Here is an 18,574-nt window from a genome sequence, read left to right as displayed (position 1 = left end):
AGTGACTCCTTCCTCAGTTTCTCCAGCTCTCGTCGGAGGGGTTGGCCCGGAACTTTTTCAGCCGTGCGATGTCGGAGGGCTGGATGCGGCCCTCCTCGGCGGCCACCTCGCACACGGCGTCGAAGTTGCTCAGGCTGTAGTTGGTGACATCGGCCGCGGCCAGGCGGTCCAAGCCTTTTTGCAGCCCGTAGGTGAAGATGGACACGATGCCCAAAACCTGGGCGCCGGCCTCCCGGAGGACGTCCACCACCTCGATGCAGCTGCCTCCGGTGGAGATCAGGTCCTCCACCACCACCACCTTCTGGCCCTTTTCCAGCCGGCCCTCGATCTGGTTGCCCCGGCCGTGGTCCTTGTGCCCGCTGCGGACATAGCCCATGGGCAGGTTCATCAGATGGCCGCAGATGGCGGCGTGGGCGATGCCGGCGGTGGAGGTGCCCATCAGCACTTCCACGTCGGGATAGCGGGTGCGGATCAGCTCCACCAGGCCGTTTTCCACGGCCGCGCGCACATCGGGGGCGGTGAGGGTCAGACGGTTGTCACAGTAGATGGGGCTTTTGATGCCGCTGGCCCAGGTAAAGGGCTCATCGGGGCGGAGGAACACCGCGCCGATGCGCAGAAGTCCCTTGGCAATTTCACGTTCCATATTCATCGAATGATATCCTCCTTATGTGTAAAATCAGCGATTATCCCAGGAAATCGGCAACAGCCCGGCGGTAGGCGGCCACGGGGTCGGAGGCCTTGGTGATGGGGCGGCCCACCACGATAAAGTCGCAGCCGCTGCGGGCGGCCCGCTCCGGGGTCATGATCCGCTTCTGGTCGCCGGCCTCGCTGTCCGCAAAGCGGATGCCAGGGGTGACGGTGACAAAGCCGGCGCCGCAGCGCTCCTTCACCAGGGCGGCCTCCAGGGGGGAGCAGACCACGCCGTCCAAACCGCTGTCGGCGGCGTTTTTGGCGTAGCGCATGACGGTTTCCGCCATGGGCACGTCGATGAGCAGTTCGTTTTTCAGCGCCGCTTCATCGGTGGAGGTCAGCTGTGTGACGGCGATAAGCAGCGGCCGGGTGCCGTCGGGCCGGGTCAGGCCCTCCAGGGCGCCCTTCATCATCTCGGAGGCTCCGGCGGCGTGGAGGTTTACCATATCCACGTCCAGGCGGCTGAGCACGGCCATGGCCCGGCGCACCGTGTTGGGGATATCGTGGAGTTTTAAATCCAGGAAAATCCGATGGCCCCGGGCCTTGATCTCCCGGACCATATCCGGTCCCTCGGCATAAAAGAGCTCCATGCCGATCTTCACAAAGGGCTTTTCCCCGGCGGGAAACTGGTCCAGAAACGCAAGGGCCTCCTTCCGGTCGGGGAAGTCCAGGGCAATGATAACATCCTTTTGCATGGCAAAAAACACCTTTCTCTCTTGTTCAAATTCAGTGGGCGCCGCCGGTCAGCTTGCGGATTTGCGAGACGCCAAGCCGTTCGCAGACGCCGCTCAATTCCTCCACGATCTTTTTGCAGGCCATAGGGTCCCGCAGGTTGACCGCGCCCACCTCCACGGCGGAGGCGCCGGCAAGCATCAGCTCGCACACATCCTCGGCGCAGCTGACGCCGCCCATGCCGATGATGGGGATGGACACAGCCTCGTAGACCTCATAGACCATCCGCACCGCCACAGGAAGCAGCGCGGGACCGGAGAGACCGCCGGTTTTGTTGGCCAGCAGGGGCCTGCGGCGCTTTAAGTCGATCCGCATCCCAAGCAGGGTGTTGATGAGGCTGACTCCGTCGGCCCCGGCGTCCTCGCAGGCCTTGGCGATCTCCGCGATGTCGGTGACGTTGGGGCTCAGCTTCATGAATACAGGCTTACTTGTGACGGCCTTGACCGCCGCAGTGACCTCCGCGGCGCTGGTGGGGTCGGAGCCGAAGTTCTTTCCCCCGCAGTGCAGGTTGGGGCAGCTGATGTTCACCTCAATGATGCCCACCTGCGGGCATTGGTCGATCTTGCGGCAGTTTTCCGCATATTCCTCCACAGAGAAGCCGCCGATGTTGGCGATCAGAGGCCCTTGAAACAGCTTTGCCATGTTGGGGACTTCCAAGGCGATCACCGCGTCGATGCCCGGGTTCTGAAGCCCCACCGCGTTGAGCATGCCGGAGGGAGTCTCCGCAATGCGGGGCGTGGGGTTTCCGAACCGTGCCTCGGCGGTGGTGCCTTTGAAGGAGAAGCTGCCAAGGAGGTTCAGATCGTAGCACTCGGCAAATTCCCGGCCGTAGCCGAAGGTGCCGGAGGCGGGGATAACCGGGTTTTTCAGGGAAACGCCGGCAAGGGAGACGCTCAGATCTACCATACGATCTCCTCCTTATCAAGGACGGGGCCGTCCTTGCAGATGCGCTTGGAGCCGTACCTGGTCTTGCAGGTGCAGCCCATGCAGGCGCCGAAACCGCAGCCCATCCGCTCTTCAAAGCTGAACTGCCCGCCCGTCAGCTGCTCACAGCCCCAAACCGCCTTGAGCATGGGCTCCGGACCGCAGACAAAGCCGTAGCCGCAGCCGGTGTGGGGCAGCAGGTCCGTCACCAAACCCTTGCGGCCCAAGGAACCGTCCACCGTGGCCAGGGAAATCTGGCAGCCCAGTTCCGCGAATTCCTTCAGATAGAAGGCGTCGTCCCCCGAGTTGAACCCCATGGCGACGGCGGGGGCGTCCCCCGCCGTCGCCATGCGCTTTGCAAGGCCGTAGAGGGGCGCGCTGCCGATGCCGCCGCCCACAAGCACGCTCTTTCCGGTGGAGCGGGCGGGATCAAAGCCGTTGCCAAGGCCCATCAGGGTGTCAAAGGACGTACCCACCTCGGAGCGGCACAGCTGCTGCGTGCCCTTGCCGGCCACCCGGACCAGAAGGAGCAGAATGTCCTTGTCCCAGTCGCACACGGAGATGGGGCGGCGGAGAAAGCGGCCCTCAAGCAGCAGATTGACGAACTGTCCCGGCGCGGTGATGGCGGAGGTGTCTCCGGCCAGGGCCAGCTCCCACACGTCCCGAGTCAGCTGCTTTTTGTGAATGAGGGTCAAAGGCGTCTCGATCACAGATAGTCCCTCCCGTCGTATACGATTTTCCCGCCGCAGATGGTCATTTCCACCGCGGCGTTGACCTGCCGGCCTTCAAAGGGCGTGGCGCGGCCTAAGGAGCGGAAGCGGCGGCTGTCAATGATGTGGGGGGCGTTCAGGTTCAGCACGGTCAGATCGGCCTCGCTGCCGGGCTTCAAATCCACCTCCGGCAGGCCGAAAATGCGCCGGGGAGCGGTTGTCATCTTGTCGATGAGCTGTTCAAGGGGCATCATACCCGTCTCCACCAGCGCGCTGTAAAGCACGGGGAAGGCGGTCTCCAGCCCCACGATGCCCATGGCGCTTCCCCGCAGACCTCTGGACTTCTCCTCCGCGCTGTGGGGGGCATGGTCCGTGGCGATGCAGTCGATGGTGCCGTCCAGGAGGCCCTGACGCAGCGCGTCCCGGTCGGCGGCGGAGCGCAGGGGCGGGTTCATTTTGAACCGGCCCTCATCCCGCAGGTCGTCCTCGCACAGCACCAGGTAGTGGGGCGCAGTCTCGCAGGTGACGGGCAGGCCCTCCGCCTTGGCCCGGCGGATGAGCTCCACAGACTCCTTGGTGGAGATGTGGCACACGTGGTAGCGGCAGCTTGTCCTGCGCACAAGGCCGATGTCCCGCTCCACCTGGCGCCATTCGCTCTCCGACGAGATGCCGGGAAAACCGTGCTCCCGGGCCCAGCGTCCATCGTGGATGCAGCCGCCGCGAAGCAGGCTGTTTACCTCACAGTGGGCCACGATGGGCTTATTTAAAGATTTGGCGCGGCGCATGGCCGCCTCCATCCGCTCGTCGGACTGCACGCCCCGGCCGTCGTCGGAAAAGGCCACCACGTAGGGCGCCATCTCCTCCATGCCCGAGAGCTCTTCGCCCTGCTGGCCCCGGGTGATGGCTCCGTAGGGGATCACGTGGATGGCGGAGCCGCGCTCGATGGCGCTCAGCTCCCGGCGCAGATTGGCCAGGGAATCCGGCACCGGGTTTAAGTTTGGCATGGGGCACACGGTGGTGTAGCCACCCGCGGCTGCGGCGGCGGTCCCGGTGGAAATGGTCTCCTTATAAGAAAAACCAGGCTCCCGAAGATGAACGTGTACATCAACGAAACCTGGAACAAGGAAACGGTCATTCAGTTGAAGGACTTCCTCCCCGCTGCCGGAAACAGAAACAATGCGGCCGTGGGAAATGGCAATGTCCAAAGGATGAAAAGAGGAGCCGGAATATACGCTTGCGCCCTTCAGGGTGAGTCCCATTTTTGCACCTCCTGAGATTTTTTCTAAATTTAAATTTTAACGGATAGGAGGTGGGTTGTCAACTGAAACTTTTGGCAAAGTGTAAAAAGTTTTCCATACCGTGACGGACGCGCCGTCACGGCATGGGATAGGGAGGTCTGCCCGTCAGATAGGCCGCCATGCGGGAAGAAACGGCGGGCCAGTTGACCAGCATGAACCAGTTGTCAAAGTATTCGCCCCTGCGATTTTGGTACTGTAAGTAGTAGGCGTGCTCCCAAAGGTCTGTGCACAAAAGCGGGAACAGGGGCAGGGGCGTATCCTGGTTGGGCGTTTTCACCAGGCTGAGCTGCGCGTCGGCATTGACGCACAGCCAGGCGTAGCCGGAGCCGAATACGTCGGCGGCCGCCTTCTTCATGGCCGTGCGGAAGGGTTCAAATCCGCCGAAGCCGCGGATGATGGCGCCGCCCAGCAGTTCGTCGGGGCTGGAGATCGGAGGAGGAGCGAGCAGGCTGAAGTACAGCTCGTGGTTATAGACCCCGCCCGCATTTTTGCGCACTCCATGGCGGATGGTATCGGGCAGCGCTTCCCAGTCCAGAATGAGCTTGGCCAGCGGCCAGTTGTGGTAGGCGGGATAGGGCGTCAGCAGCCGGTTCAGGTTGTCCACGTACGCGGCAAAGTGGCGGTCATGGTGGAAGGCCAGGGTCCGGGAGTCCAGATGGGGAACCAGAGCGTCGTAAGCATAGGGAAGGGGAGGAAGAGAAAAGGGATAGTGTCGGTTCATAATCAGCCTCCTTATGGTTTCTATCAGTTTATGCGCGGCCGGGCGGAATCAGACTAAGAAAGAATTCCAATTTTTTCGGGGAAATGGTATAATCAATGAAACAAGCATGAGGCCGATGCCCGGAGGGACAAGCACCTTTTCACACTGAGCGAAAAACGGGTTGATTTTGACAGCTGTTGTGCTATACTGACTCATAAAAACCTGGCCGGAGCCGTCGGCTCCGACCGATACAAAAGGAGTGCATGCCATGGCTTACTACTATCCGGAACCGTCCCACACCTTCAGCGAGTATCTGCTGATTCCCGGCTATTCGGACGCGAACTGCATCCCATCCAACGTGTCGCTGCGCACGCCGCTGGTGAAATACCGCCGGGGGGAGGAGCCTTCGCTGTCCATGAACATCCCCATGGTTTCCGCCGTCATGCAGTCCGTCTCCGACGACCGCATGGCCATCGCCCTGGCCCGGGAGGGCGGCGTATCCTTCCTTTACGGCTCTCAGCCCATCGACCAGCAGGCGGAGATGGTCCGGCGTGTCAAGCGCTATAAGGCCGGGTTTGTGGCCTCCGACTCCAACATCCGCCCGGATCAGACCCTGCGGGACATCTTGGAGCTGAAGGAGCGGCTGGGGCATTCCACCATCGCCGTCACCGACGACGGCACCGGCACCGGAAAGCTTGTAGGTCTGGTGACCAGCCGGGACTACCGGGTCAGCCGCATGAGCGGTGAGGAACGGGTTTCAGAGTTCATGACGCCCATGGAAAAGCTGATTACCGCGCCGGAGGGCACCTCCTTGAAGGACGCCAACGACATCATCTGGGACCACAAGCTCAACGCTCTGCCCATTGTCACCGGGGACGGCCGCCTCTCTTCCTTTGTGTTCCGCAAGGACTACGACCAGCACAAGGAGAACCCCAACGAACTGTTGGACAGCCGCAAGCGGTATGTGGTGGGCGCCGGGGTGGGCACACGGGACTATGAAGAGCGTATCCCCGCCCTGGTGGAGGCCGGAGCCGACGTGCTGTGCATCGACTCCTCCGAAGGGTTCACGCAGTGGCAGAGCAGGACCCTTGCCTGGGTGCGCGGGCGCTATGGCGAAGAGGTGAAGATCGGCGCCGGAAACGTGGTGGACCGGGACGGGTTCCGCTTCCTGGCCGAGGCCGGAGCCGACTTTGTGAAGGTGGGCATTGGCGGAGGCTCCATCTGCATCACCCGGGAGACCAAGGGCATCGGCCGGGGCCAGGCCACGGCGGTCATCGAGGTGGCCCGGGCCAGGGACGAGTACTTTGAAGAGACGGGCGTTTATGTCCCCATCTGCTCCGACGGCGGCATTGTGCTGGATTACCACATCACTCTGGCTCTTGCCATGGGGTGCGATTTCTGCATGTTGGGACGCTATTTCTCCCGCTTTGACGAGAGTCCCACGGATAAGGTGCTGGTGGGCGGCAGCTATATGAAGGAGTATTGGGGCGAGGGCAGCGCCAGGGCCCGGAACTGGCAGCGCTATGATCTGGGCGGCGACCGCAAGCTCTCCTTTGTGGAGGGTGTGGACTGTTATGTGCCCTACGCCGGCCCCCTTCATGACAACGTGATCACAACGCTGTCCAAGGTCCGCTCCACCATGTGCAACTGCGGCGCGCTGAGCATCCCGGAGCTTCAGCGCAAGGCGAAGCTGACGCTGGTCTCCGCCACCTCCATTGTGGAGGGCGGCGCCCATGACGTGATGGTCAAGGACAACAGCACCAGCCGCTGAGCAGGCGGGGCTTTTACAATTGCGCCAACCGCATTCAAAAAAGGAGGGCCTTCCCATTTGGGAAGGCCCTCCTTTTTCCATACAGGCGAAAATTCGACAGATTTTTTGTATCCGGCGGCTTATAAATAGAAAGGAATTACAGTTCGATCTTTCCGTATTCTTTTTCAAACGCGGAGATGCGCAGCCGAATCATGTGTTCCAGCTCCCGGTTTTTGGTGCGCCCTTCAAATTCGGCGATATACCCAAGCTTTTCCAACAGCTCCCTGCTGACGCGCAGGGTAAAGCGGGACATGGGATCCTTCACAGCATCACCTCTTGACTCAATATTGACATCATCATAGCGTCATGCTATGATGTTTTGTAAGAATGACGCAGTTTTGACGCATAGAATGGAGGCGGACATGCAGGATTACCAACAGAATTATGAGATTCTGTGCGCCGCCGTTTCCGATGCGATTGAGCTCATCCAGGAGAACGAGTCAGAGCGGGCCAAAGCGCTTTTGGAGCGGATTTTAGACCGGGCGCAGGATCTTTCCAAACAGATGGAGAACGACCGCTGAACAGGCGGCCGTTCTTTTTTATTGTCACAAGGGGGGATGCGCCGCCCTTACTCCTTAAGCCCTTTCTGGGCCGGTCCTGACAACAGCGCGCCCTGATAGTCGAAGCGGGAGCCGTGGCAGGGGCAGTCCCAGCTCTTCTCCTCCGGGTTCCACTCCAACTGGCATCCCAGATGGGGACAGCGGATGTCCACCGCGAAGACCTGCCCCCGGTCGTCCCGGTAGACGCCGGCCTTTTTCCCGTCCACCTCCACAATGGCGCCGTGGCCGGCGGGGAGGTTTTCCACGGGAATCCGTCCAGGCTCCAGCAGGAAGCGGCCCAGGCCCTCAATGGCATGCCCCATCTCTCCGGCCAGCTTTTTTGCGGAGGCGGTTGGGCGGAACCGGTCGGGGGAGAAGACCTCGCTATCCTCCGCACTGTGGCCCTGTACCAGCGCGCAGAGGATGCGGCCGGCGGTCATGGAGGAGGTCATGCCCCACTTCTGAAACCCTGTGGCCACAAACCAATTGGACTCTCCGGAGGAGAAGGGGCCGATATAGGGGACGCCGTCAATGGGCATGCAGTCCTGGGCGGACCAGGAGGCCGCCTCCCGGCAGTGGGGCCAGTACCGCCGCGCGGCCTGGCGGAGGGAGGAGTATTGTCCGCCCTCCCGGTTTTCCCCGGTGCGGTGACCGCCGCCGCCGATGAGCAGGTACTTGTCCCAGCTGCGAAAGGAGAGCCCCGCCCCGGAGACGCCCAGGTAGATGTCTTCAAGGACGGCGGCCTGCTCCAGGGCCAGCACGTAGCTCCGCTCCTGGTGCTGGCGGGCAAAAAAGTAGCCCGGCACATTTACAAAGGGGAAATGGCAGGTGAAGATAAGCTTCTCCGCCCGCACCAGCCCTTGGGGCGTGCGCGCCTGGTCGGAGGACACCTCTGTCACCGGCGAGTTCTCATAGACGGTCAGATCCTTTGCAAGGGCGGCAAGGAAGCGGAGGGGGTGGAACCGGGCCTGATCCCGGAATCCAAGGGCGTTTACAGGGAAGGGAAGCTCAGTCTCCCGGGTGAGAAAGGCGTCGATGCCCAGGCGTTTGGCCGCCTCATACTCCTCCTGTAGCGGCTGAGGGTCCTCCTCCGTGAACAAAAAGGCGGTGCATGGGGTGAAATCGCAGTCCATGTGCTGCCGGCGCACCATGGTCGCGTAGGCCTCAATGGAGCGGAGATTGGCATGGGCATACTGGCGGGAGCGCTCCTCGCCAAGCTGTTCCAGCAGACGGTGGTAGATCAGCCCGTGCTGGGCCGTGATTTTGGCCGTGGTGCCCGCGGTCTGGCCGCGGCCGACGCGGCCCCGCTCCAACACCACCACCTGTACTCCGGCGCACTGCAAAAGATAGGCGGTGAGGAGTCCGGCCAGCCCGCCGCCGATGACGGCCGCCTCGGCGCGGGCCTCTCCCGTCAGGGTGGGGAATGAGGGCAGCGACGAGGTCTGTTCCCAGAGAGATGACATTGAAAAACGCCTCCTTTTTTTGTAGTTTGTCCCTCCTGCGCCGTATCATCCCCGGCGGGCGGGAGAAACTATGGATACAATGAAAAAGGAGGAACACTATGTTCAAACATGAAAAACTGCTTTTCCACCCCGTGCAGGTGGAGAAGCCCAATCCCCAGTACGCCGCGCTGCTGCAGGAGCAGTTAGGCGGCGGGAATGGTGAGCTGAAGGCGGCCATGCAGTATATGTCCCAGAGCTTTCGCATCAAGGACCCGGCTATCAAGGACTTGTTTATGGATATTGCCGCGGAGGAGCTGAGCCACATGGAGATGGTGGCCACCACCATCAATCTGCTCAACGGCCACGACGTGGACTATGAGAAGGTGGGCGCCGGAGAGGTGGAGACCCACGTGCTGCTGGGTCTGAACCCCGGACTGATCAATGCCTCCGGCTATTCCTGGACCGCGGACTATGTTACCGTCACCGGCGACCTCTGCGCGGACCTTCTGTCCAACATCGCCTCGGAGCAGCGGGCCAAGGTGGTGTACGAGTATTTATACCGCCAGATCAAGGACAAGAAGGTGCAAGAGACCATCGACTTCCTGCTCAACCGGGAAGAGGCCCACAACGCCATGTTCCGGGAGGCCTTCAACCGGGTGCAGGACACCGGCTCCAACAAGGATTTCGGTGTGACAAAGGATTCCCGCATCTATTTCGACCTGTCCACCCCCTCGCCCAAAAACGGCTTTGGGGACACAAAGGCAGACGCGCCCGAGTTCAAAAACCCCAACAAGTAAAAAAACGCCGGACAGCCCTTCTCATGGGCCGTCCGGCGTTTCTCAAAGAAAAAACAAGCGGGACGGATTTTTCCGTCCCGCTTTGTTCATCAGTCCTGAAGGGAGGCCGCCCACCGACCGTAGCGTTCCAGGTTGGCGGAGCAGTCCGCCCCATCCGCGCCCTGGGTCAGGATGTAGACCTTGATCTTGGGCTCCGTGCCGGAGGGACGCACCAGAATGGTGGTGCCGTCGGTGAGTTCAAAGCGCAGCACGTTGGAGCCGGAGAGCTCCATGGTGGTTCTCATGCCGCTTGCGCAGTCGGTGAGCGTGCCGTCGGCGTAGTCCTTGCGGACCGCCACAGCCACGCCGGAAATCTCCTCCGGCGGCGCCTCACGGAGGCGCTTCATCAGCGCCGCCATCTTGCTCAGGCCGTCCAGGCCGGGCATCACCAGGTTGTGGGTCTTTTCCGCGTAGTAGCCGTACTTTTTGTACAGGGCCTCCAGTGCGTCGAAGAGCGTCATGCCCTGGGCGGCGTACCAGGCCGCCATCTCCGTGAGGAGCATGGAGGCGGTGACGGCGTCCTTGTCCCGGACGTAGTCGCCCAACATATAGCCGTAGGACTCCTCATAGGAGAAGATCACCTTACCCTGCCCGCTGGACTCCAGCTGGCCCTTTTTCTCAGCCATGAACTTAAAGCCGGTAAATGTGTCATAGCAGGCCACGCCGTTGGATTCGGCCACCTTCCGGGCCATCTCTGTGGTGACGATGGTCTTCAGGGCCACCGGATGCTCCGGCAGCTTCCCGGAGCGGCGCATGGCGCCGATCAGATAGTCCAGCAGCAGCACGCCGGTCTGGTTGCCGGTGACGGGGCGGTATTCGCCGCTGCGGTCCCGGATCATGATGCCCACCCGGTCGCTGTCCGGATCGGTGCCTAAGATGAAATCCACGTCGTTTTCCCGGGCCAGTTCAATGGCCAGGTAGAATCCCTCCGGGTTCTCCGGGTTGGGGGAGACCACAGTGGGGAAGGAGCCGTCGATGACCATTTGCCTGGGCTCGCAGAGCAGGTGCTTGATCCCCAGGGCCTTCAGTGCCTCCGGCACTAATTTGTAGCCGCAGCCGTGGAAGGGCGTGTAGACCATCTTGAAGGTGTCCGCCACCCTGGCCACGGTTTCTTTATCGTTGATCATATCGGTGACGTTGGCCATGAACTTCTGGTCCGTCTCCTCGCCCAGCACCTCGATGAGCCCGGCGCTGACCGCCTCATCATAGTCCATGCGCCGGACGCCGGCGAAGATGTCGATCTTCTCCAGTTCCCTTGCAATGGCGTCGGCATGGTGGGGGGGAAGCTGGGCGCCGTCCTCCCAGTAGACCTTGTAGCCGTTGTACTCTTTGGGATTGTGGCTGGCGGTGACGTTGATGCCCGCCTGGCAGCGGTACTCCCGGACGGCGAAGCTCAGCTCCGGCGTGGGGCGCAGGGACTCAAAGATGCGCACGTGGATGTGGTTGCCGGCACAGACCTCCGCCGCGGCCCGGGCAAACTCCATGGAGTGCAGACGGCAGTCCATGCAGATGGCGACGCCCCGGCGTTTGGCCTCCTCGCCCTCGGCGGCAATGACGTTGGCAAAGCCCTGGGTGGCCCAGCGGATCACATAGATGTTCATGTTGTGCAGCCCCACGGCCATGGTGCCCCGCAGCCCGGCGGTGCCGAACTCCAGGGGACCGTAAAACCGGGACTCAATCTCCCTGGGGTCGCCGGCGATGGATCTGAGCTCTTCGGTTTCCGCCTCGGTCAGCACGCCGCTGTCCAGCCACTTTTCATACTCTTTCATGAAATCCATTTGCGCTTCCTCCTTTTTATTCTTCTTCCGCGGGGGCCGCCGCCTCCAGCAGGCCCTTTGCTTCCTCCAGCCGGGAGGCAGGCACGTACAAACTGGCGCCATAGCCGGAAAATCCAAGGATGACACGGCCCAGTCCGCCTTCTTTTTCATAGCGCTTCATTACGGGGATGCCGTATGCCTCCAACTGGGCCACCGTCATATCCGCGATAGCTCCGCTGTCCGGCAGGTCGACCAGAAAAACCGCCTTTTCCGGTGCGCCGCCCTCCTCTTTGGGCCAGCGGTCATAGAGGCCGCCCTCGGCGCGGCCCCAGGTGGTGGGATCGTTCATGGCGCGTCAACTCCTTTACTTGTGGTATTTTGTATTGGATTGAATCTGATAGGCCCGGTAGATCTGCTCCAGGAGCATGACCCTGGCCAGGTGGTGGGGAAAGGTCATGGGAGACATGGAAAGCTGCGCCCAGGCCTGGGTCTTGATGGAGGAGTGCAGCCCAAAGGAGCCGCCGATCAGGAAGACCAGCTGCTTTTCCCCCCGGCCGGCCCATGCGGCCATCAGCTGTGCAAGCTCCTCGCTGGAACGCATCCGGCCCTCAATGCACAGCGCGATGACACTGGAGGAAGGGGGCAGTTTCTCCCGGATGGCTCCGGCCTCTTTCAGAAGGGCCGCCTCGATCTGAGCTTGGGAGGGGTTCTCCGGCAGCCGCTCCTCCGGAAGCTCAAGGATGGTCAGACTGCAGTAGCGGGAAAGCCGTTTGACGTACTCCGCCGCCGCCTCGGCGTAGAACCTCTCCTTCAGCTTACCCACGCACAAGAGCGTTATCTTCTGCATCCGGCACCGACCATATGGCACTCGCTCAGGGCGCTGCGGGGCGCCACGGTGAGACGGGGAGAGAGCCCGGCGGCGGCCAGGCTGCGTTCCACGGCACTGCGGGCCATGGCGGGCGTATTGTTCTCCTCACTCAGATGGGCCAGCACGATTTCCGAGGCGCCCCATCCGGCCGCTTCCGCGGCAAAAGATGCCGCCGCCTCATTGGACAGGTGTCCATTGTCTCCAAGGATACGGCGCTTGAGATAGTAGGGGTAGGAGCCGGAGCGCAGCGTGTCCACGTCGTGATTGGCCTCAAGCAGCAGCAGCTCCACGCCAGGCAGCACCTCGCGCGCTCCGTCGGGAATGCATCCGGAGTCCGTGAGAAAACCAAAGCCGCCCTCCTCCGTGTCGATCCGGTAAGCGGTGGAGCCCGGCGCGTCATGACAGGTGGAAAACGGCGTGACGCGGCACCCGTCAACCTCAAAGGGAACGCCCTGGGAAAAGGGACGGAGCAGATCCTCCACCCCCGCGATCCGGTACTGGAGGCCGCGGGCGGTCTCATAGCTGGAGTAGATGGGCGCGCGGCAGCGCTTCACCAGGGTGGCAAGGCCGCTGATGTGGTCGCTGTGGGTGTGGGAGATCAAAAGGGCGGACAGGTCGCACAGCTCCAGGCCCAACTGGCGCAGTCCCTGTTCAATGCGCCGGCAGGAGATGCCGGCGTCCAACAGGATGTGGGTATTTTCCGTTGAAAGCACCAGCGCGTTCCCGGAGGAACCGCTGGAGAGCGTATGTACAGTGGTCAAGTCTATCATACCTCACTTGCAGAGTCGAAAATGCGTCCGTTGCGGAGCACGATGACCAACGTCGCCATGCTCCGCAGCGGACGCAGCGGTTGATTTGATATCCGGCCGCCGCGTTTCGCGGCTCAGCCGATGTGAGCCTCCAGCTCTTCGCTGTCGCCGGGGACCTCCACCGCGCGGATGTCGGCGCCCAGGGCGCGGAGCTTGCCCACCATGTCCTCATAACCCCGTTCAATATACTGCACGCCGCTGATCTCCGTGGTGCCCTCGGCGGCAAGCGCCGCAATCACCAGCGCGGCCCCGGCCCGCAGGTCGCAGGCCTGGATGGGCGCTCCGGTGAGATGGTCCACGCCCTCCACCACGGCGGTCTTCTCGTCCACCTGGATGTTGGCGCCCAGGCGCTTGAGCTCGTCCACATAGCGGTAGCGGTTGCTCCAAACACCCTCCGTTACCATGCTGGTTCCCTCCGCCAGCGTCAGCACCGTGGTGATCTGAGGCTGCATGTCGGTGGGGAAGCCGGGATAGGGCATGGTCTTCACATTGGCCTTTTGCATCCGCCCGGTGCGCCGGACCAGCAGCGTGTCCTCCTGCTCCTCAATCTGGACCCCCATCTCCTGGAGCTTGGCCGTAATGCAGTCCATATGCTTGGGGATGATGTTCTTGACAAGAACCTGCCCTCCGGTGGCGGATACGGCGGCCATGTAGGTGCCGGCTTCAATCTGGTCGGGGATGATGGCGTAGCTGCCGCCTCTGAGGTGGTCCACGCCCTGAATCTTAATGGTGTCGGTGCCGGCGCCGCGGATGTTGGCTCCCATGGAGTTGAGGAAGTTGGCCAGGTCCACGATATGGGGCTCCTTGGCGGCGTTTTCAATGGTGGTATTGCCCTGGGCCAGCGCGGCGGCCATCATGATGTTCATGGTGGCGCCCACGGAAACCACGTCCAGATAGATGTTGGCGCCCTTCAGCCGGCCGCCCTCGGTGGTGGCATGGATGAAGCCGCCCTCTACCACCACCTTGGCGCCCATGGCGGTAAAGCCCTTGATGTGCTGGTCAATGGGGCGCACACCGAAGTTGCACCCGCCGGGCATGGCCACTTCCGCTTGGCCAAAGCGGCCCAGGAGCGCGCCGATCAGATAGTAGGAGGCCCGGATGCGGCGGACCATTTCATAGGAGGTCCGGGCTCTGCGGATGCGGCGGCAGTCCACTTCCACCGCGTGGCGGTTAATGGTGCGGATGCCGGCGCCCAACTCCTCCAGAATTTTAAGAAATAGGGTGACATCGGAAATCTGAGGGATGTTTTCAATGCGGCAGACCCCGTCCACCAGGAGCGCGGCGGGAAGGATGGCGACAGCGGCGTTTTTGGCGCCGCTGATCTCGACTTCCCCAAACAGCGGCTTTCCGCCGTGCACGACATAATTTGTCAAAAAAAGCACCTTCTCTTCAGGCATTTATCAGCGCCGGGACGCCTTTGCGCGCACAGTTAGGCGCAAAGACAGTTTGCCCCCGGCAATGGAGCTTCATACTCTCTTTTTCAGAGGCAGAAGAAATATACGTTTAGCAACGTTTAGCAGATTTAGTATAACAGAAATTTCATAAAAAGCAACGAAAAATCCACGAGAAAAAATCAACGCTCAGCTCTGAGTCACAGCACGGGTTGAGAAGTTTACATAATATTTATACGTGTCGGTGCCGATCAGCCAAACGGGAGTCAGGGAAAGGGGCGCCGCGGGAGTGCTCTCAAGGAGGTAGCCCGCGGAGATGGAGGTGACGGCGCTGGCCACGGAGATGGCGTCGGTGGTGGTGCGGGACTGAAGAAACAGCGTCAGGGCGGTGGAGGCGGACATGGAGCCCTCCGCAGGGGCGGGGGCGGTATGGTCCGGCAGAGCATAGCCGCTGACTGAGGTGAGCACGTTTTTTGCAAAGGTAAAGGAGACGGAGCAGTTGACCACCTCCGCGCCGCCGAACAGAAGGGGCGCGGTATAAGTTCCGGTCCCGCCGTTCAGGCGGCCCTGAAGCTCTCCGTATCCAAATTCACGGCAGACCCGCCTGCACAGGTCCTCCGCCGGTTCGTCCGGCATCTCCACCACAGCGATGTTAAAGGCGCCGTTGGCGCGGAAACGGGCGGTGCCGGCTCGTCCCGTGTAGAGATAAATGCCTCCGCCCTCGTCGGAGACAGTGAGGTTCTCCCCCAAAATGGATTCAGCCAGATCCTGGTCGCGCTCCGTGCTGCGGCTGAGCGTCAGGGGAGCAAGGGTGGAGTCCTCCGGGATCAGGTCAGGGTCCAGGGAGATGCCCTCTGATTCAAACAGAGCGGAGAGCTGCTGACCAGAGGCTTGTCGGGCGCTGCGCCGGGCGGCCTGGTGGTTGCCCAACAGGCCCAAAAGGCACACATTGACCAGGACCAGGATCAAAATAATGATGTTTTTCAGGCGATAGGTCTGCATCGGTCAAAGTCCTTTCCTGTGGATTCAGCCGGCCACCCACTGGGCGCTGACGCTGTCGGAGAGCGAGTCCACATAGGCCACCATCAGTTCCGCTCCGCTGTAGCGGTGCCGGGCAATGGCCGCCGCCTGCCGGACGGGCAGGAGGACGGAGGGGGAGTCGGTGGCTGTGTAGCTGCGCAGACGCAGGGTGAAGGAGACGATGGAGCCGTTTTGAATCAGCAACTCCGCGGCGCTCATCTCATCGGAAAAGAGGATGGGGACTCCATCCAGCTGATACCCGAAGGAGACCAGCCAGCCGTCCGCCTTCTGCTGGACACCGCGCAGGCAGAGGGACGCTTCCCCCGGCGACAGGACGGATTCCGCCAATGACCGGGCCGCGGCCGCCGCTTCCACGGCGGTGGGCGACTCACCGGCGGCGGAGACGGGGAAGGAGCGCTCACCGTCCCCCGACTGATAGGTTACGGTGCCGTCGGTATAGATGCGCAGCGTCCGGTCATTTTCGATGATGACCTCCGTGCCGCCGGAGTCCACATAGCGGTTGTTGGTGTGTGGGTTGAACTGGAGCCGCCGGAGCAGTGTGTCCGTGTCCGCCAACGGGTTGGAAGCGGAGAGAGTGTGATACTCGGACGGCTCGTCGATGAACAGGGTATAGGGGTCCAGAGCCGAGTACTCCTCCCCTGACTCAAAGGCAAAGGAGGCGCTGGAGGACTGGTAGCTGTCCAAAACAGAGGAGAGGGCGGACCCCAGCACGCTGGTGGTGCAGGAGTAAACGGCCTCGTCCTCAAAATAGAGCTGCACCGAGGAACCTTCGGCGGCAAGGATCAGCCGCCTTGCGGTGAGCGAGGCAAGGGATGGTGAAGCCTCCGCGCCCAGCAGGGCCGAGAGCACCGGAAGAGGAAGGGGAAGGGTAAAATCAAAGAAGAGGTTCTCCCCGTCCAGCAGCTCCCGGAAGGAAGCCTCCGGCACAGCGGAGGCGGGGCCGGCAGTGCCCAGCGCCTCACCCAAAAGCAGAACCAGGCTTGAAGCGTCGGAGGTGGTGCTGCGGCCCTGTCCGGAGCGGCCGAAGCTGTTGGTTACCGCCACGCGGAGCGGAGAGGAGAATTCCGCCAGAGAGCCGGTGGCGCCCTGCACGGCGTCGGCGGGGTCGGCCGCCAGCTGGATGCGGCCCAGGGCGGTCAGCTGAATCTGGGCAAAAAGCACCACGGCGGACAGGGACAGGAGGCAGATGGCGATATTTTGCAGCCGGTTGCGTGTGAGCTTGCCCATGGCATCTCCTTTCTGCGGTTATTCCGGCTGCTTGACGGGCAGGCTGAGCCGGACGGTGGTGCCGGGGCCCTCGTGGTCGGCCAGGGCGATGGTGCCGTGGTGGCGGGCCACGATTTCGCGGGCGATGGACAGCCCCAGGCCGGTGCCTCCGTGCTCTCTGGAGCGGGCCTTGTCCACCCGGTAGAAGCGGTCAAAAATCCGGTCCCGGTCCTCGGGGGGAATGCCGATGCCGTCGTCGCTGACCTCCATCCACACGTGATCGTCCGCGCTTCCGGCGCTGACGCGGATGTGGCCGCCGTCGGGGGTGTACTTGATGGCGTTGCCCAGGACGTTCATCATCACCTGCTCCAGCCGGCCCCGGTCCCCCATGATGAGGGGCAGGTCCAAGAGGTCGCCGCAGACAAGCTGGTGGCTGTGGCGCCTGGCCTCCAGGGCGTTGGCCCGGCACACGCTTTCGATGGCGTCGGCAAAGGGAAAGCGGGCCATGCTGAACTCGCCCCGGCCGGAGTCCAGGCGGGAGAGGGTCAGCAGGTCCTGGACGATGTGGGTCATGCGGTCGGTTTCGCCGATGATGATGTCCAAAAAGCCGTCGGCGGTCTCCTTGGAGATGTCGCCGGAGTCCCGCAGGGTCTCGGCATAGCTGCGCACGTTTGTCAGGGGGGTTCGCAGCTCATGGGACACGTTGGCCACGAACTCCTTGCGCCGCTCTTCGTTGCGGTGCTGCTCCGTCACGTCGTGGAGCACGATGAGTACGCCGCCGTCCGCGTCGTCGGAAAAACGGGCCAGGTACAGCTCCAGCGTGCGCTCGCCCACCGTCTGCTGGCTTTCGGCAAAGTTGGGCCGCTGGAGGGAGAGCATCTGCTGGAAGGGGTATACCTCGGCGAAGAGGTCGTCGTAAGTACAGCCCTCGATGGACCGGCCCAGCATTTCCGTGGCGGCGGGGTTGCAGTGGATCAGCGTCCCGGCGTGGTCAAAGGCCACCACGCCGTCGGTCATGTGGAGGAACAGGGTGTCCAGCTTGTTGCGCTCGTTCTCCACGGCGGCCAGCGTGGACTGCAGCACGTCCGCCATTTCATTGAAGGTGTTGGTCAGGATGCCGATTTCATCCGTGGACTCCACATCGATCTTGCTTGAGAAGTCTCCGTCCGCCACCCGCTCCGCGCCAAGGGTCAATTTTTCAATGGAACTGACCATGGCCTTGGAGAGCAGGAAGCTCAGAAGCAGCGAGATCAGAAGGCCGATGACCAGGGCCTGCATGATGAGGAGGAAGAGCTGGGAGTTGAGGTCGCTGACGGTTTCCCGGCTGTCCTTGATGTAGACGATGAAGGAGTTGCCGCCCCCGGCAATGGGCACCGCCACATCCATGTAGTCGGCTGTGGCGTCACTCTTGTCGCCCACCTCGCCGTTGAGGGCGCAGAGCAGGTTTGGCGTGTCGTAGCTCAGCTCCTCCCCGCCCGGTTCGTCGGAGCCGGTGAGAAACGCGCCGGTCCGCCCGTCCAGGATATAGTAGTTCCGCGTGCGGTAGTCGATTCCCAGCCGGCCGGCGTTGGCGGCCAGGATGTCCTGGATGGTGTCGGCGGGGTTCTCCTGCTCGGCGGCGCTGCACAGGCTCAGGTAGAAATCGGCGTTGTCCTCCCCGAACACGTCCGTGATTTGTTCATAAAAGCTGTTGATATAGAAATTGGAGACGCTGGTGGTCAAAAAGGCGCCGACCACCGCCATCAGCGAGGTGATCATCAGCAGCATAATCAAGACCAGCTTCATGTGCAGGCTGCGGAACATGGCAGATCTCCTTTCGGA

At 62.2% G+C, this 18,574-nt stretch carries 19 protein-coding genes; 3 read left to right on the top strand and 16 right to left on the bottom strand.

Translation table 11 applies throughout. The features are described 5' to 3' along the window. Positions 1-13: 13 nt before the first annotated feature. The 6 genes from pyrE to KQI82_RS12710 form a co-directional block, all read right to left on the bottom strand. The gene (gene pyrE / locus KQI82_RS12735; protein ID WP_338148980.1) at positions 14-649 is read right to left on the bottom strand and encodes an orotate phosphoribosyltransferase; all 636 of its coding nucleotides are present in this window, start codon (positions 647-649) and stop codon (positions 14-16) included. Between the two features lie 34 nt (positions 650-683). Next, the gene (pyrF, locus tag KQI82_RS12730; protein WP_216633110.1) at positions 684-1,385 is read right to left on the bottom strand and encodes an orotidine-5'-phosphate decarboxylase; all 702 of its coding nucleotides are present in this window, start codon (positions 1,383-1,385) and stop codon (positions 684-686) included. Positions 1,386-1,416: 31 nt separating this feature from the next. Further along, complete coding sequence (locus tag KQI82_RS12725) at positions 1,417-2,328, bottom strand: dihydroorotate dehydrogenase (protein WP_216633109.1); 912 nt, start codon at positions 2,326-2,328, stop codon at positions 1,417-1,419. Next, entirely contained in the window at positions 2,322-3,056 is a 735-nt protein-coding gene (locus KQI82_RS12720) for a dihydroorotate dehydrogenase electron transfer subunit (RefSeq protein WP_216633108.1), read from the bottom strand. Before KQI82_RS12720 ends, KQI82_RS12725 begins: the two co-directional genes overlap by 7 nt. Continuing rightward, entirely contained in the window at positions 3,053-4,315 is a 1,263-nt protein-coding gene (locus tag KQI82_RS12715; RefSeq protein ID WP_216633107.1) for a dihydroorotase, read from the bottom strand. The genes KQI82_RS12720 and KQI82_RS12715 overlap by 4 nt, the downstream gene beginning before the upstream one ends. 115 nt (positions 4,316-4,430) lie before the next feature. Then, entirely contained in the window at positions 4,431-5,075 is a 645-nt protein-coding gene (locus KQI82_RS12710) for a superoxide dismutase (protein ID WP_216633106.1), read from the bottom strand. A 247-nt stretch (positions 5,076-5,322) separates the two neighbouring features. On the opposite strand from KQI82_RS12710, the gene KQI82_RS12705 reads away from it, so the two are divergent. Continuing rightward, on the top strand, positions 5,323-6,825 hold the full coding sequence (locus KQI82_RS12705) for an IMP dehydrogenase (RefSeq protein ID WP_216633105.1): 1,503 nt from the start codon (positions 5,323-5,325) through the stop codon (positions 6,823-6,825). Between the two features lie 136 nt (positions 6,826-6,961). On the opposite strand, the gene KQI82_RS12700 is transcribed toward KQI82_RS12705, so the two are convergent. Further along, complete coding sequence (locus KQI82_RS12700) at positions 6,962-7,129, bottom strand: hypothetical protein (RefSeq protein WP_187333473.1); 168 nt, start codon at positions 7,127-7,129, stop codon at positions 6,962-6,964. A 97-nt stretch (positions 7,130-7,226) separates the two neighbouring features. Between KQI82_RS12700 and KQI82_RS12695 the strand changes: the two genes are divergently transcribed. Further along, a complete protein-coding gene (locus KQI82_RS12695) occupies positions 7,227-7,385 on the top strand; it encodes a hypothetical protein (protein ID WP_216633104.1) in 159 nt (52 codons plus the stop codon). A gap of 47 nt (positions 7,386-7,432) precedes the next feature. On the opposite strand, the gene KQI82_RS12690 is transcribed toward KQI82_RS12695, so the two are convergent. After that, on the bottom strand, positions 7,433-8,866 hold the full coding sequence (locus KQI82_RS12690) for an FAD-dependent oxidoreductase (RefSeq protein ID WP_216633103.1): 1,434 nt from the start codon (positions 8,864-8,866) through the stop codon (positions 7,433-7,435). 98 nt (positions 8,867-8,964) lie between these two features. On the opposite strand from KQI82_RS12690, the gene KQI82_RS12685 reads away from it, so the two are divergent. Beyond that, the gene (locus tag KQI82_RS12685) at positions 8,965-9,642 is read left to right on the top strand and encodes a manganese catalase family protein (protein ID WP_216633102.1); all 678 of its coding nucleotides are present in this window, start codon (positions 8,965-8,967) and stop codon (positions 9,640-9,642) included. Positions 9,643-9,731: 89 nt separating this feature from the next. Here KQI82_RS12685 and KQI82_RS12680 read toward each other — a convergent pair whose 3' ends face one another. The 8 genes from KQI82_RS12680 to KQI82_RS12645 form a co-directional block, all read right to left on the bottom strand. Beyond that, positions 9,732-11,459 carry a phospho-sugar mutase gene (locus KQI82_RS12680; RefSeq protein ID WP_216633101.1) on the bottom strand — a complete coding sequence of 576 codons (1,728 nt, stop codon included), beginning with the start codon at positions 11,457-11,459 and terminating at the stop codon, positions 9,732-9,734. Positions 11,460-11,475: 16 nt separating this feature from the next. Continuing rightward, the gene (locus KQI82_RS12675; RefSeq protein ID WP_216633100.1) at positions 11,476-11,787 is read right to left on the bottom strand and encodes a hypothetical protein; all 312 of its coding nucleotides are present in this window, start codon (positions 11,785-11,787) and stop codon (positions 11,476-11,478) included. 15 nt (positions 11,788-11,802) lie between these two features. Then, entirely contained in the window at positions 11,803-12,285 is a 483-nt protein-coding gene (gene rlmH, locus KQI82_RS12670; protein WP_216633099.1) for a 23S rRNA (pseudouridine(1915)-N(3))-methyltransferase RlmH, read from the bottom strand. Next, positions 12,273-13,076: an MBL fold metallo-hydrolase gene (locus tag KQI82_RS12665; protein ID WP_241426709.1), complete on the bottom strand. Its 804-nt coding sequence runs from the start codon at positions 13,074-13,076 to the stop codon at positions 12,273-12,275. Before KQI82_RS12665 ends, rlmH begins: the two co-directional genes overlap by 13 nt. 113 nt (positions 13,077-13,189) lie before the next feature. After that, the gene (locus tag KQI82_RS12660; RefSeq protein WP_216633098.1) at positions 13,190-14,488 is read right to left on the bottom strand and encodes a UDP-N-acetylglucosamine 1-carboxyvinyltransferase; all 1,299 of its coding nucleotides are present in this window, start codon (positions 14,486-14,488) and stop codon (positions 13,190-13,192) included. Positions 14,489-14,695: 207 nt separating this feature from the next. Beyond that, positions 14,696-15,508, bottom strand: a complete 813-nt coding sequence (locus tag KQI82_RS12655) for a hypothetical protein (protein ID WP_216633097.1) — start codon at positions 15,506-15,508, stop codon at positions 14,696-14,698. Between the two features lie 24 nt (positions 15,509-15,532). Next, positions 15,533-16,774, bottom strand: coding sequence for a hypothetical protein (locus tag KQI82_RS12650; RefSeq protein WP_216633096.1), 1,242 nt, complete (start codon positions 16,772-16,774; stop codon positions 15,533-15,535). 18 nt (positions 16,775-16,792) lie between these two features. Continuing rightward, entirely contained in the window at positions 16,793-18,538 is a 1,746-nt protein-coding gene (locus KQI82_RS12645; protein WP_241426708.1) for an ATP-binding protein, read from the bottom strand. Positions 18,539-18,574 lie beyond the last annotated feature (36 nt).

This window comes from Dysosmobacter acutus (assembly GCF_018919205.1).
Classification (GTDB): domain Bacteria; phylum Bacillota; class Clostridia; order Oscillospirales; family Oscillospiraceae; genus Oscillibacter; species Oscillibacter acutus.
This window is presented reverse-complemented; position numbering and strand designations above follow the sequence as displayed.

Excerpts from the sequence above, each read along its gene's own strand:
- rlmH (WP_216633099.1), bottom strand. The coding sequence starts at position 12,285 with ATGCAGAAGATAACGCTCTTGTGCGTGGGTAAGCTGAAGGAGAGGTTC.
- KQI82_RS12705 (WP_216633105.1), top strand. The coding sequence starts at position 5,323 with ATGGCTTACTACTATCCGGAACCGTCCCACACCTTCAGCGAGTATCTG.
- KQI82_RS12695 (WP_216633104.1), top strand. The coding sequence starts at position 7,227 with ATGCAGGATTACCAACAGAATTATGAGATTCTGTGCGCCGCCGTTTCC.
- KQI82_RS12675 (WP_216633100.1), bottom strand. The coding sequence starts at position 11,787 with ATGAACGATCCCACCACCTGGGGCCGCGCCGAGGGCGGCCTCTATGAC.
- KQI82_RS12645 (WP_241426708.1), bottom strand. The coding sequence starts at position 18,538 with ATGAAGCTGGTCTTGATTATGCTGCTGATGATCACCTCGCTGATGGCG.
- KQI82_RS12680 (WP_216633101.1), bottom strand. The coding sequence starts at position 11,459 with ATGGATTTCATGAAAGAGTATGAAAAGTGGCTGGACAGCGGCGTGCTG.
- KQI82_RS12665 (WP_241426709.1), bottom strand. The coding sequence starts at position 13,076 with ATGATAGACTTGACCACTGTACATACGCTCTCCAGCGGTTCCTCCGGG.
- KQI82_RS12690 (WP_216633103.1), bottom strand. The coding sequence starts at position 8,866 with ATGTCATCTCTCTGGGAACAGACCTCGTCGCTGCCCTCATTCCCCACC.
- KQI82_RS12725 (WP_216633109.1), bottom strand. The coding sequence starts at position 2,328 with ATGGTAGATCTGAGCGTCTCCCTTGCCGGCGTTTCCCTGAAAAACCCG.
- KQI82_RS12655 (WP_216633097.1), bottom strand. The coding sequence starts at position 15,508 with ATGCAGACCTATCGCCTGAAAAACATCATTATTTTGATCCTGGTCCTG.
- KQI82_RS12685 (WP_216633102.1), top strand. The coding sequence starts at position 8,965 with ATGTTCAAACATGAAAAACTGCTTTTCCACCCCGTGCAGGTGGAGAAG.
- KQI82_RS12715 (WP_216633107.1), bottom strand. The coding sequence starts at position 4,315 with ATGGGACTCACCCTGAAGGGCGCAAGCGTATATTCCGGCTCCTCTTTT.
- KQI82_RS12710 (WP_216633106.1), bottom strand. The coding sequence starts at position 5,075 with ATGAACCGACACTATCCCTTTTCTCTTCCTCCCCTTCCCTATGCTTAC.
- pyrE (WP_338148980.1), bottom strand. The coding sequence starts at position 649 with ATGAATATGGAACGTGAAATTGCCAAGGGACTTCTGCGCATCGGCGCG.
- pyrF (WP_216633110.1), bottom strand. The coding sequence starts at position 1,385 with ATGCAAAAGGATGTTATCATTGCCCTGGACTTCCCCGACCGGAAGGAG.
- KQI82_RS12650 (WP_216633096.1), bottom strand. The coding sequence starts at position 16,774 with ATGGGCAAGCTCACACGCAACCGGCTGCAAAATATCGCCATCTGCCTC.